The 14314-nt window shown below is 38.1% G+C and carries 12 protein-coding genes; all 12 read right to left on the reverse strand.

Features of this window, described 5'->3' with window-relative positions:
* Window positions 1-14 precede the first annotated feature (14 nt).
* The 12 genes from trmFO to B1A77_RS08070 all read right to left on the reverse strand — a co-directional run bounded on the left by trmFO (window position 15) and on the right by B1A77_RS08070 (window position 14309).
* Window positions 15-1331, reverse strand: a complete 1317-nt coding sequence (trmFO, locus tag B1A77_RS08010; RefSeq protein WP_077708446.1) for a methylenetetrahydrofolate--tRNA-(uracil(54)-C(5))-methyltransferase (FADH(2)-oxidizing) TrmFO — start codon at window positions 1329-1331, stop codon at window positions 15-17.
* Window positions 1324-3696 (reverse strand): type I DNA topoisomerase, encoded by a 2373-nt coding sequence (gene topA, locus B1A77_RS08015; protein WP_024061638.1) that lies wholly within the window; start codon window positions 3694-3696, stop codon window positions 1324-1326. The genes trmFO and topA overlap by 8 nt, the downstream gene beginning before the upstream one ends.
* Entirely contained in the window at window positions 3686-4912 is a 1227-nt protein-coding gene (dprA, locus tag B1A77_RS08020; protein WP_077708447.1) for a DNA-processing protein DprA, read from the reverse strand. The genes topA and dprA overlap by 11 nt, the downstream gene beginning before the upstream one ends.
* 106 nt (window positions 4913-5018) lie before the next feature.
* Complete coding sequence (locus B1A77_RS08025; protein WP_077708448.1) at window positions 5019-6725, reverse strand: YifB family Mg chelatase-like AAA ATPase; 1707 nt, start codon at window positions 6723-6725, stop codon at window positions 5019-5021.
* A 12-nt stretch (window positions 6726-6737) separates the two neighbouring features.
* Window positions 6738-7136, reverse strand: coding sequence for a YraN family protein (locus B1A77_RS08030; RefSeq protein ID WP_004696986.1), 399 nt, complete (start codon window positions 7134-7136; stop codon window positions 6738-6740).
* Window positions 7137-7456: 320 nt separating this feature from the next.
* On the reverse strand, window positions 7457-8254 hold the full coding sequence (locus B1A77_RS08035; protein ID WP_077708449.1) for a ribonuclease HII: 798 nt from the start codon (window positions 8252-8254) through the stop codon (window positions 7457-7459).
* Entirely contained in the window at window positions 8247-9152 is a 906-nt protein-coding gene (gene ylqF / locus B1A77_RS08040; RefSeq protein WP_060919830.1) for a ribosome biogenesis GTPase YlqF, read from the reverse strand. The genes B1A77_RS08035 and ylqF overlap by 8 nt, the downstream gene beginning before the upstream one ends.
* 184 nt (window positions 9153-9336) lie before the next feature.
* Window positions 9337-9678, reverse strand: coding sequence for a 50S ribosomal protein L19 (rplS, locus tag B1A77_RS08045; RefSeq protein ID WP_004695921.1), 342 nt, complete (start codon window positions 9676-9678; stop codon window positions 9337-9339).
* A gap of 142 nt (window positions 9679-9820) precedes the next feature.
* Window positions 9821-10207 (reverse strand): MarR family winged helix-turn-helix transcriptional regulator, encoded by a 387-nt coding sequence (locus B1A77_RS08050; protein ID WP_077708654.1) that lies wholly within the window; start codon window positions 10205-10207, stop codon window positions 9821-9823.
* A gap of 166 nt (window positions 10208-10373) precedes the next feature.
* A complete protein-coding gene (gene glyS / locus B1A77_RS08055; protein WP_077708450.1) occupies window positions 10374-12425 on the reverse strand; it encodes a glycine--tRNA ligase subunit beta in 2052 nt (683 codons plus the stop codon).
* Window position 12426: 1 nt separating this feature from the next.
* On the reverse strand, window positions 12427-13302 hold the full coding sequence (gene glyQ, locus B1A77_RS08060; protein WP_021148183.1) for a glycine--tRNA ligase subunit alpha: 876 nt from the start codon (window positions 13300-13302) through the stop codon (window positions 12427-12429).
* A 710-nt stretch (window positions 13303-14012) separates the two neighbouring features.
* Window positions 14013-14309 carry a hypothetical protein gene (locus B1A77_RS08070; RefSeq protein ID WP_077708451.1) on the reverse strand — a complete coding sequence of 99 codons (297 nt, stop codon included), beginning with the start codon at window positions 14307-14309 and terminating at the stop codon, window positions 14013-14015.
* Window positions 14310-14314: the final 5 nt, after the last annotated feature.

The raw sequence follows: 14314 nt of genomic DNA on the forward strand, positions 1-14314 counted from the left end.
TATAAGGCTATTTCTTATAAACTTTCTTTAGCTTTTAGAACATCAATTTCTTCTAATGCACGATTTGCAATCAGTGCATTTTTTTCTTTTTTCTTACGTACTTTTTGAGGCCACGACTCCATAATGCCAAAGTTGACATTCATTGGTTGGAAGTTAGAGCCTTCGTAGTTAGAAATATAGTGACTAAGAGAGCCAATAGCCGTCGTCTTAGGGAATTCAATAAACGGTTTTTCCTCTAAATAGCGAGCTACTTGAAGACCTACCATGAGACCGCTAGCAGCAGACTCCAAGTAGCCTTCTACACCTGTCATTTGACCAGCAAAGAATAGACGTGGTTCTTTTTTTAGTTGAAATGCGTGATTTAATAGTTCAGGAGAATTGATATATGTATTGCGATGCATAACACCATAACGAACAAATTCTGCATTTTCGAGTCCTGGAATCATACCGAATACACGCTTTTGTTCACCCCATTTTAAATGAGTTTGGAAGCCTACCAAGTTAAACATGGTGCCTTCCTTATTTTCCTTACGCAATTGTACCACTGCGTAAGATTCCTCATTGGTACGTTTATCCACTAAGCCTACAGGCTTTAATGGTCCATAACGTAATGTATCTTCACCACGGCTTGCCATGATTTCTACGGGCATACAGCCTTCAAAGTAGATTTCTTTTTCAAAATCCTTTGGCTGTACAGCTTCAGCTGTTGTAAGCTCATGCCAGAACGCTTTATATTCCTCTTCTGTCATAGGACAGTTAAGATAATCCGCATCGCCTTTGTCATAACGAGAAGCAGCAAAAACTTTATCGTAGTTTAAAGATTCAGCCGTTACGATAGGTGCAGCAGCATCGTAGAAGTAAAAGCCTGTTTCACCAGTTAAGGCTTTAATCTTATCTCCTAATGCTTCAGACGTAAGTGGACCAGAAGCAAAGATAACAGTTCTCTCTGTAGGAATCTCAGTTACCTCTTCGTGATGAACTGTAATATTAGGATGGCTCTTTACCTTCTTAGTCACCATTTCACTAAATAAATGACGATCAACGGCTAATGCACCACCGGCAGGTACAGCAGTTGCATCGGCACATTCCATAATGATAGAACCTAAACGACGCATTTCTTCTTTCAAAAGGCCTACCGCATTTTCAATATTACCAGCACGCAACGAGTTACTACATACGAGCTCTGCAAATTGATCTGTTTGGTGCGCCGGAGAACTCTTCACAGGGCGCATTTCATATAAGTCTACATGAATACCTCGGTTAGCGAGTTGCCAAGCCGCTTCGGAGCCTGCAAGGCCTGCACCAATAACAATAACATTTTTATTATTCAATTGTAGTTTCCTCTTTTTTAGCTTTACTAGACTTTTTAGATTCTTTTACAGGTTCTTCACTAGCTTCGCTCTTTTTCTTTCTTGTTTTCTTTGGTGGTCGAGTCGGACAAGTTTCATTGGAACAGAACTTTTTAACTGTACCATTTTTATATGTCTTTTCAACCATTATAGAACCACATGTTTCACAGAAATCATGGGTTGGCTTATCCCATAGTGTAAAGTCACATTGTGGGTATCGATTACAGCCATAGAAAATGCGTCCACGACGAGACTTACGTTCTACGATTTCCCCTTCTTTACATTTAGGACACGTTACCCCAGTTCCCACTGTAATAGGTTTTGTGTTTTTACATTCTGGAAAATTAGAGCATGCTAAGAACTTACCGTATCGACCAAATTTATATACCATTGGACTATGACAAAGTTCACATATCTCATCGCTTTCCATAGATGCAATTTCAATGCGGTCTACATCACTTGCATCTTCTAGTTCTTGCGCAAAGACCTCGTAGAAATCAGATAATACTTTTACATACGTATCCTTACCAGATGCGATAGCATCAAGTTCTTCTTCTAAATCACGGGTAAAGCCAGTATTGATGATTTTTTCAAAATATGTAATCAAGAAGTCTACCACCACAAAGCCTAACTCTGTAGGCACGAATTGTTTATTCGTATTTTCCACATAGTTACGGCTTACGATAGTATCTAGAATTGGTGCGTATGTACTAGGGCGACCAATGCCAAGTTCTTCTAATGTCTTGATAAGACTCGCCTCGGAGTAACGTGGAGGTGGTTGTGTAAAATGTTGTTCAGGCAATACCTCTACCGTATGGGCAGCATCATTCTTTTTCAGAGCTGGCAATTGAGGTGCATCCTCTTTTTTCACATCTTCATAAACGGCACTGAAACCTGGGAAGATAACACGAGAGCCAGTTGCTTTAAAGGTATAGTCATCTTTAACATTCAACTCAATCGTTGTGGATTCATTTTGTTGAGGCGCCATTTGGCTCGCCATAAAACGATTCCAAATCAACGTATATAGCTTAAGTTCATCGCGACTCAAGAATGGTTCCACCATTTTAGGTGTTAACTCGAGAGATGTAGGACGAATCGCCTCATGCGCATCTTGTGCAGAACCTTTAGAACCGTACACATTTGGTTTAGATGGATAATATTCCTCCCCATAGTTACGAAGAATAAAGTCCTTAGCCATAACTTGCATCTCTTTAGAAATACGCGTAGAGTCTGTACGCATGTACGTAATCAAACCTACGTGGCCATAGGAGCCAATTTCTAAACCTTCATATAAATGTTGGGCAATCATCATCGTACGCTTAGCACCAAAGTTCAATTTACGCACACCATCTTGTTGCAACGTAGATGTTGTAAACGGAGGTGCCGCTTTACGAGAACGTTTGCGCTTTTCAATATTTGTCACTACTGCATCTTCACCGCCAATAGCATCAACCACCGCTTGTGCATCGCTTTCAGTAGTAATATCGATTTTCTCGCCTTTAATATGTGTCAACTCCGCTGTGAAAGATTCTTTTTTAGGTGTTTCAAAATTACCTTTAATGGTCCAATATTCTTGTGGTTCGAAGGCTTGGATTTCGCGCTCTCGTTCACAGATGAGTCGAACTGCTACAGATTGTACACGACCAGCGCTGAGACCCTTACATACTTTTTTCCAAAGTAATGGACTCAATTTATAGCCTACGATACGATCTAATACACGGCGCGCTTGTTGAGCATCTACCATATTCATATCGATGGTACGTGGAGCCTCCAAAGCCTCTGCTACGGCATTTTTAGTGATTTCATTAAACGTAATACGACATGTAGACTTAGGATCTACATTGAGAATGTACGCTAAGTGCCAAGAAATGGCTTCCCCTTCGCGGTCAGGGTCAGTTGCAAGCAATACGGCACTGCTTTCATCAGCATAGGAAACGAGTTCATCTATAACCTTTTTACGAGTTACAAGATTGCTGTAGCGCGGTGTAAAGCCATGCTCTATATCGATGCCCATTTGAGATTTAGGCAAGTCTCGTAGATGGCCCATACTTGCTTTTACCACATAGTTAGGACCTAAGAATTTTTCAATTGTTTTAGATTTAGCAGGAGATTCTACAATAACCAAGACTTTGCCGTTCGGATTATATACGCGAGGTTCCCGTTGCTCCGGTGGCACAGAAGTTTGTAGTACAGATTTATCCCGTACAATCCCCATTGGAGTAAGGGCTTCTTTAGTAACCTTACGCTTTATAGTAGTACTCTCTTTCTTAGTATTTTTCTTTTCTGTATCTTTACTAGTACTAGCTGCTTTCGGCTCGCCAATAACGATAGATCGTTTAATGGACAAGTATATCACTCCTAGTCATATTAATATAGCCTCTCGGCGGATGATTCTCTATAGCCCCTTCCATTTCTAATGTTAGTAATAAGGGCTGTAGTTGTTGTAATGGAATACGAGTCGCTTTCAAAATATCACTAACCGTAATACATCGATCATGAGGTATTTCATTCAATATTACACTCCTATCCACATTAAAGCTTAACATAGAGCACCCTTTTCTATCAACACTTTGACTATGATTCCCTATTTGAACGCTAGCTTTTACGCCTTTATTACCTTTATTATTTGTTGGTAAAAGTTTATGTTCACTAGAAAAATATTCCCGCATTGTTAAATGGTATTGTTCAACTATATCCTCATAACCAGTAAGTACATATGCACCATTTTTCATTAAGAATTTATTTCCATCTGCTGTATGGTCTAATAGATTACATGGTACCACAAATACATCTCGACCTTCACTAACCGCCATATCTGCCGTAATCAAAGAACCACTACTAGACTTGGCCTCCACTACGATAACACCTCTGCATAATCCACTAATGATACGATTCCGTGCTGGGAAATGTTTTGCGGACGGCGGTGTACCTGGCGGGTATTCGGAGAGAAGTAACCCATTATTTTGTAATATACGATCAAATAATTTTGCATTTTCTCGAGGATAGGTAATATCTAAACCACATCCCATAACAATGATTCCATACCCCTGACTAGCCAGAAGGCCTTCATGACCATGTGAGTCTATACCACGCGCCCCACCACTAACAATAATGGTACTATATTTACCTAATTCCTTGCCGAGCATTCTCGCCACATTCCGACCATATAAGGAGCAACTCCTTGCTCCAACAATAGCAATACGATTTAAGCGTCCATCTAAGAGTGCCCGATTACCTCTCATAAATAAAATGGCTGGCGGATTATATATATGATTTAAAATAGACGGAAAGTCTTTGTCTAAAAAGGTAGTAAAATCCATCTGGTATTCGTCTACTTTATGGATAATATACTCTAATTTTTCATCTTTAGCCGATGCTGAAATGGCACGTTTATCAGATGCAGAAATATATGTATAAGATTTTAAGTTTTCTACATTCTTAATAGCTTGCCACGCATCATAAGGGGATCCAAAATCCTCTATAAAACGCCTTACATATGTGGCTCCAACATTGTATAAGCTTTGTAATCCTGCAATATAAATATTGTCATCGTATCTAATCATATAAACACCTAGTAATTCTTTCTAAGTATATAATCATTAATTTTATATAGAATCAAACAACTACTTTTGGCAAATAAACAACTACTAAATTTATGAGATAATTACTTTATTTGCCAGTTCTAAATAACATTGCTTCAGAAATATGATGTGGTTCTACTTTTGGATTTTCTTCTAAATCAGCAATTGTACGAGCCACCTTTAATATGCGATCAAAAGCTCGCCCACTTAAATGAAAATGGTCAAATATATTGCCTAAAACACTCCAAGCCTTATCTGTAATATTGCATAGTTCACTAATTGCCTTATGGGGAACTGCTCCATTCGAATTAAAGTCAAAACCTTCATATCGTTTCTGTTGCATAGCAGTGGCCATGATAACTTGTTGTCTCATACTTTCACTCGTCATATTTGAAGATGATGTATCTAACAGCTGTTCAAGGGTCGGTCTCTCAACGGGAATATGCAAATCAATACGATCCATAATCGGCCCTGATAACCGTTGCTGATAGTTTTTAACCATCGTTTCTGTACAGACACATTCCTTATAAGGATCATGGTAATACCCACAAGGACAAGGATTGGCCGCAAGAATACAAATAAAATTAGCTGGATATATATAATTTCCTTGAGACCGATTTATAGTAATCGTTCTAGACTCTAAAGGCTGTCGTAATGCATCGATTACTTGGCGTTGAAACTCAGGCGCTTCATCCATAAATAATACGCCTCCATGAGCTAATGTTACCTCTCCAGGACGTCCCTGTATCCCTCCACCGACCATACTAGCCAAAGTTGCCGTATGATGAGGATGTCTAAAAGGTCTAGATTTCACTAGCCCATTATCACCTAGTAAACCTATTACATCTTGTATACGACTCACTTCAACAATTTCATTCCAAGTCATAGGAGGCAATATGGTCGGCAATCGTTCGGCCATCATCGTTTTACCCCCACCTGGAGGCCCTATCATAATACAATGATGATGACCTGCAGCACTGATGAGCATGGCTCGTTTGCCTAACTCTTGACCTTGTACATCGCCAAAATCAACTGTATATGGTTGATTAGTCTTTATAGTTATACTTTCATCCGTAACAGACGTATCAACACAATTATTACTAATCATAGTTACTTGTGGTTTACTGATTGTATCTAGATTTTCATTGCTTCCGGTTAATGGCATAGACTCTAAAGGCCCTAGAATTGATTTATTGGCATTGTGTTTATCTACTTTTCCTTTTTTGATACTTATTTGTTTATTTTTATCAACTACCTTTGGCTTAATTTGTTCCTCTAAAATAGTAATAATTTCTTGTAGTGATGATCCACCATATATAGTTAAATTAGGAATAGACTGTAGCACTTTACTATTTTCAATACTTGTATAAATTTTTGAATAATTAGCATCTAATCCTGCTAGCGACATAGCTAGAGTCCCAAAGGTCGGTAATAACGAACCATCTAACGCTAACTCTCCCATAAACAAACTCTTATCAAATAAAGCCGAAATTTTAGCTTTACGCCCATTTATCTGTCCTGATGCAAGCAGAACCCCTAAAGCGATTGCTAAATCGAGCCCAGCGCTACTTTTACGAATTGTAGCCGGGGCTAAATTGACTACGATGCGTCTCATTGGAAATTCGTATCCACTATTTTTAATGGCCGCTCGCACTCGTTCACGAGCCTCTTTAACAGATTGATTAGGTAGTCCAACGATATCAAAGACCGGCAAACCTTGTGATATATCAACCTCTACAGTAATGATACATCCATCAATGCCGTGTAAGGTGGCTCCATTTAATTTTGCGTACATAAACTGACCTCACTAAAAGCACTGTGGTAAATAATGAATAGAACTTTGAAAGTCTTCGTGCAAATACACCTCTATTACATCAAAGGATATTTCCTTCCAACGGCGCTTTTTTTGATTTAAATCATATAGAAACAACATGGCAGCTCGTTTAATATGCTTTTGTTTTTTCTTGGTGACTGCCTCACGTGCCAAACCATGTTGCATACCCCGACGTGCCTTGATTTCAATAAAATGATAGACTAAATCACGTTTAGCAATGATGTCTATTTCGCCTAAACGGGTTCGATAATTTGTATCTACTACCGTAAGTCCCATTTTTTCAATATAATTGGTAGCTACTCGTTCTCCCCATTTGCCCAGTTCTTTTGAATCGAGTTCATTAAAAGCTTTACCAGTACTAATCGTTTTCATATATACCTCCTAATAAAGTGTATCTGCAACAACAACTCATAGAATTTAATATCTATACTATATTAATCTTTCAACAGGTAATACTTACTTGTAGCGTAAATTATGGAGGTAACAAAAGTAAATACAAAAGAGGTTCCTAATAGTCACATAGGTGACCAATAAGAACCTCTTTACGGTTATAAACTATATGCAATTTATAATGATAATACGAATAAAACTAATATAACTAATACAACTAATACAACTAATACAACTATAAGACTTAACTTAATAGTCTAATCATAAAATAAATTTATTATCCATATATAAATAACTAAAATTTAGTCAGGTTTAACCCAACGCACAATAGATTTAATAGGCTCAAAGCTCTTACGATGAAGCGGTGTTACCCCTTGTTGCTCGATAGCTTCTTTATGTAATTCCGTATAGTAACCTTTATGAATACCAAAGCCATAGCCAGGGAACTCATCATCAAGGCTCTTCATATATCGATCTCGCGTAACCTTTGCAATGATGGATGCAGCAGCAATATTAGCGCTTTTGCTATCACCTTTAATGATGGATTCAACGGGAATCCTCAAATCAGGCAATTTCATAGCATCGGCTACTACTGCTTCAGCTGGTACGCTAAGCGTACGAATAGCCTCATACATCGCTTGTCGCGTTGCTTCATAGATATTTAGCTCATCAATCTTTTCTGGACCGTAAGAAATACAGCTAACAGCAACGGCTTCGTCCATGATGATATCATAGAGTGTTTCTCGTTTTTCCTCTGTTAGTTTTTTAGAGTCATTAAGGCCTGGAATTAATGTCATAGGTGGCAAGATAACAGCAGCTACCGTAACAGGCCCCGCAATAGGACCACGCCCCACTTCATCGACACCAGCCACATGATAAATACCTTGATCATAGAACATGCCTTCATAGTCATACATACCCATGAGGCGTTGCTGTTCTTTTAACTCTTTTTCTTGACGCTTAATATAAGAAGCAGCCAATTTCTGTACAGAACTACGAGTATCCTCTTGAGCAAAAGACAAAATCTCTAAGGCTTGTTCAGTTTCAAAGAGAGCTTTAATATCTGCTACTTTTAACTTAGAAAATACATCCTTATCCATTATGACTCTCCTCACCATCTGCAGGGTAGTACGGTTCTTCATCAACTTGATCGAGAGTAATTGTACCTAACTTAGTATTGCGATAGTCTTGCAAGATAATACGGCGAGCCTTGTCAAAATCTACAATGCCACCGCTTACAAGACAACCTCGACGACGTCCAATGCTTTCAAGAATCGTATCAACATCGGTCATCTCTTCTTCTTTTAATTTATAACGCTCTACCAAAATATTTGGCGTGTTCGTCAATAAGTAATTTAATAGTTGTTTTATAACATGCTCTAAATCATAAACATCATCGGAAATGGCACCTGTCATAGCGAGGCGAGCCGCTGCACGTTGGTCCTCTAATTTTGGCCATAATACACCTGGTGTATCAAGCAATTCAAGATTTTTACCGATTTTAACCCACTGTTGACCACGTGTATGACCTGCCTTATTAGCTGTACGCGTTGCAGCAGAACCAGCCAAAGAGTTAATCAATGTAGATTTACCAACATTAGGAATGCCTAAGATGATAGTCCTAACAGAACGACTGCGAATACCTTTCGCTACCCAACGATCAATGATAGGTTTACTTAGACGTTCTACGGTAGATAGTAATTTTTTATTGCCTTTGCCAGATTTAGAATCGATAGCCAATACTGTAATGCCTTGTTTAGTAAAAAATTCAGTCCATTCCTTTGTGGCTTTAGGATCAGCTAAGTCAACTTTATTTAACAGTACAATATGTGGTTTTTGACCAACGAGTTCAAGGATTACAGGATTCGCACTAGAGCGAGGAATACGCGCATCTAATAACTCGATAACAACATCTACCTTCTTGATGTACTCTGTAATCATACGAGTAGCTTTCGCCATATGCCCAGGGAACCAATGTACGATAGGTGAATCTGCCATTTTATATCCTTTCTACATACTTTATATACATCTCATAGAGATACTTAGTATATTTTATATTTATCTTTTTACAGCTCTATATTCCTCTATTATAATTCTTTAATTCATAGAATAATAAAATAGAACTATTTATATCTAATTTTAGCAAAAATAAAAGGCTGCCAACGGCAGCCTTTTATGAACATTAGCGTTTTTCGCGAATACGAGCAGCTTTACCAGTAAGGTTACGTAAGTAGTACAATTTAGCACGACGAACAACACCACGGCGCATAACTTCGATTTTAGCTAAACGTGGGCTGTGAAGTGGGAATGTACGTTCTACACCTACACCGGATGCAATACGACGAACTGTAAAAGTTTCACGTACGCCACCGTTTTGACGTTTAATTACCAAACCTTCGAACACTTGGATACGTTCACGAGTACCTTCCACTACTTTTACGTGTACGCGAACTGTGTCACCAGCGCGGAAAGTAGGGATGTCTGTACGAAGTTGTTCTTGTTCAAGTACGTTAATAATGTTCATTGTTTCCTCCTGTTTGCAGACATTCAATACCTACACCTTATAGGCAGCGGACTGTCTCAAATTAACAGCAATATAGTATCATAAATCACGTACTGTTAGCAAGTATTTTCTATATTATTTTAATAATCCAAATAATTACGTATTATTTACGTATAATTGGTCGTTTTAACTTACCTAATAAGCGGTATAAATTCTCCTGTTCTTCATCCGATAAATCAGAGAACATTACATTAAGAAATTCGTTAAATGTATGTAAAAGAGTTTTGCCTAACCGTTTCCCCTCATCTGTTAAAGTAACTACAGATATACGTTTATCCATATAATCAATATGTTTTGTAACATATCCCAATTCAATGAGAATATCTGTCTGCTCCGACACAGTAGCGGGACGCATATTTAGAGCATCTACTAACTGCTTCTGTGATGCTCCTTGGGAACGCATATATAATTCAATAATAATTCTATCACGAGACTTTTCTTTGCCGCTTGGCACCTTACACAAGGCTTTATATAATTCATCATGATTCATAATCATCTATCTCCTCATACAACTTTGTATATTATAAAGTATTCGTCATAGTCTCTAAAAATCCTGCATAAAATTTGCATATTCTTCGTAAAAGCAAAAAAGAGGTACGCACGGTACCTCTTCTCCTGTATATCATTATAAAAATTTTAACTTTTACTAGAATATGTTATTTTAATGCGCTAATATCGCCAATAATAGCCATTACACTGTATGCTAAACGAACGAGTTGTAAACGGTTAGCTTTAATAGCTTCATCTTTATCCATAACCATTACATCTTCAAAGAATTTGTTAATGGCTGGAACTAAAGTAGCTGGAACTGCCACGACTGCATCATAATCGCCAGCTTCCCAAGCAGCACTACTTGCTTCAGATGCTTTAGAAGCAGCTTCGAACAATTCTTTTTCAGCATCTTCTTTCAATAAATCGCTATTAACACCAGTATATTCCACATCTTTTACAAGATTGTACATACGAGTATAAGCTTGAACAAGTTCAACGTTTTCATCGATGCGGTTAGCTAACAATGCATTTACAAGACCTTCAGCATCAGCAACAGACAATTCGTTGTTAGATAACAATAAGTCAATTACATGATGAGGAACTTCGCGATCAAGGAAGATATTTTTCAAACGAAGTGTGAAGAACTCTTCTACTTGGTCAAGCAATTCGTCTTGTTTTTCAGCTAGTACATTAAGTAATTCCATAGATGCTTTGAAGATTGGACGTAAGCTGATATTCCATTCGCTACCAAGCAAGATATTCAAGATACCAATTGTTTGACGACGCAATGCATATGGATCTTGAGAGCCTGTAGGGATTAAACCACGGCTGAAAGTAGCGACGATGTTATCTACTTTATCGATGATGGACAATACTTTACCGGCCTCAGTTTGAGGCAATACATCACCTGCAAAACGTGGTAAGTATTGTTCAAAAATAGCTTCTGCCACTTCAGGGGATTCACCATCGAGTAAAGCGTATTCCTTACCCATGACACCTTGTAATTCAGTGAATTCTGTAACCATACCGGTTGTAAGGTCGGTTTTAGCGAGCTCTGTAGCGCGTTCTAACACAACAGCTGTATCTTCGTGCAAGCCACATTCTTCACCAAATACACGGCCCAATTTAAGTAAACGTTCAGTTTTATCCGCTAAATTACCAAGACCTTCTTGGAATACAATTTTAGTCAAACCATCTTGACGGTCGATAAGAGGTTTCTTGCGGTCTTCGTTGAAGAAGAATTTAGCATCATCAAGACGGGCGCGCAATACACGTTCATTACCAGCTTGAACTACTTCAATAGAATGATCGGAGCCATTGCGAACGGTTAAGAACATTGGCAACAATTTGCCGTCTTGATCAACTAATGGGAAATAACGTTGATGGTCTTTCATTGGTGTGATGATGGCTGCATCTGGAAGTGTCAAGTAAGACTCTTCAAAGCCACCACACAATGCTGTAGGCCATTCAACAAGATAGTTGATTTCTTCTAACAAATCATCATCCCAAACGATGGATGCATTTTTAGAAGCTGCCATATCATGTAATTGTTTGGAGATCAATTCACGACGTGCGTCTTGATCAACCATAACAAAGTTTTCTTTTAATGTATCTACATAGGATGCTGCATTTTTAATAGTGATTTCATCAGCCCCTAAAAAACGATGACCACGTGTTACATTACCAGATTTTACAGTAGCAAATTCTACAGGAATTACTTCTTCATCAAGTAAAGCTACAAGCCAACGTACAGGACGTACGAACTTAGCATCTAAATTACCCCAATGCATGGATTTAGGGAAGTTAAGACCTGTAATCAATTGAGGTAACATATCTGTGACGATATCTTTTGCAGGAACCCCTGCAGTTTTGGTTTCAGCGTAAATATAGCCGTCTTCTACAACGAGATCAGCTACATCAAGACCTTTACCACGAGCAAAGCCGATAGCTGCTTTTGTGGCATTACCGTCAGCATCATATGCGATAGACGCAGAAGGACCTTTATGACGTTCACTGATTTCAGCAGATGTGTCAGCAAGACCTTTCACGATAAGAGCCAAACGACGTGGTGTGCCGTATGTTGCGATGCTTTCAAAAGAAAGATGGGCATCATTTAATTTTGTTTCAGCCAATTGTTTCAATTGACCTAAGATATTTGGCATAAAGCCGGCAGGAATTTCTTCTGCACCGATTTCAAATAATAAATCTTTTGCCATCTTATTTATCTCCTTTCAAAAGTGGGAAACCTAACTCTTCGCGTTTAGCGAGGTATTGTTGTGCACAAATACGAGCCAATGCACGTACGCGGCCGATGAAAGCAGTACGTTCGCTGATGGAAATAGCGCCACGGGAATCAAGTAAGTTGAATGTGTGGGAACATTTCAATACATAGTCGTAAGCTGGTAATACATAACCAGCTGCACAAACGCGTTTTGCTTCTGCTTCGTACATATCAAACAATTTGAAAAGCATATCTGTATCAGCTAATTCAAAGTTGTATACGGATTGTTCAACTTCGTTAGCATGCCAAACATCACCGTATGTAACATTTTCATTCCATTTAAGGTCATATACGTTTTCTACGCCTTGAATGTACATAGCCAAACGTTCTAAACCGTATGTAATTTCTACGGAAACTGGTTTACAATCAATGGAACCAACTTGTTGGAAATATGTGAACTGAGTTACTTCCATACCGTCGAGCCATACTTCCCAACCAAGACCCCAAGCACCCAATGTTGGAGATTCCCAGTTATCCTCAACGAAACGGATATCGTGATCTTCAGCATGAATACCCAATGCAGCCAAAGATTGTAAGTACAATTCTTGGATGTTATCTGGAGATGGTTTCACGATAACTTGGAATTGATGATGTTGGAACAAACGGTTAGGGTTATCGCCATAACGACCGTCTGCTGGACGACGAGAAGGCTCTACATAACATACAGCCCATGGTTCAGGACCAATAGCATGTAAGAATGTAGCAGGATTCATTGTACCTGCACCTTTTTCTATGTCATATGGATTTTGAACGATACAACCTTGATCGCTCCAGAATTTTTGTAAATTTAAAATAATCTCTTGAAATGTCATTGCTGCCTCCACTTTACACAACCGACATAAAATCAACCATTTCGTTACAAACAAAAAAGTCCCTGTAACGAAAAACGTTACAGGGACGAGTATACCCGCGGTTCCACCCTATTTGGCTTGCGCCCTCTTTTTTCTATGTTGGCCTTTACTAACAGATACCTGCGTTCCTGCCAATGCTCTACAGCGCCTTCAACCAAATGTGAGCTTACACCATCCTCACTCGCTAGAGAGGTTTACTACTCTGCTTCATCGCATATATTATACACAATATTGTAGCAATAGAGAGGGATGAATGTCAAACTATTATCTAAAACTTTTACCCCAAATATATGTTGAAAAATAAATTAATACCTATATCTAGCTAAATATATAACTTGAATAAAATTATATAGAAAATAAGATAGCCATTAAAAATAGCAATATAGTAAAGAAAGTAAATAAATAGTAAATCCATTTATGGTTACTATTTTTAAATATTAGCGAAAACAAGTAGGTACTGAATGATAATAGTAAAAACTCAACTAGATATTTAAATTGTTTATTTATATCATCTAAGAACTTAAAATCCACAAAAAATACAACTAAAAATATTCCTAAACTAATTAATCTATATTTTTCATTTATGTCCTCATTAGATCTTCGAATATATTGAATTACACTATAGGCAAATGCTAAAAACAAGGATATAGTAGCAAAATAATATACTAATTTCATTTATTATTTTCACCTCGTTTTCTAATCTCTTCATCTGTCGGAATATCTTGTCGTAGCTCCATTTTTTTTATATCTCCTGCTATTCCACCGGAAATACTTCCTAAAGTTCCTAAAGAATAAGATGAAACTGCTGTCGCAATTGGTCCATAAGGATATCCTAGTTTGAATCCTTCTGCAGTACCATAAGCACCTCCTATTGCAGAGCCTATTGGAGGAATTAAATTTGTCCCCCAAGCTTTAACTAAATTGGTTCCACTATAGGTATAATAGTCTTGCACAAAATCATTTGTCATGCTTC

It is taken from the genome of Veillonella parvula, assembly GCF_002005185.1.
Taxonomy (GTDB): Bacteria; Bacillota; Negativicutes; order Veillonellales; family Veillonellaceae; genus Veillonella; species Veillonella parvula_M.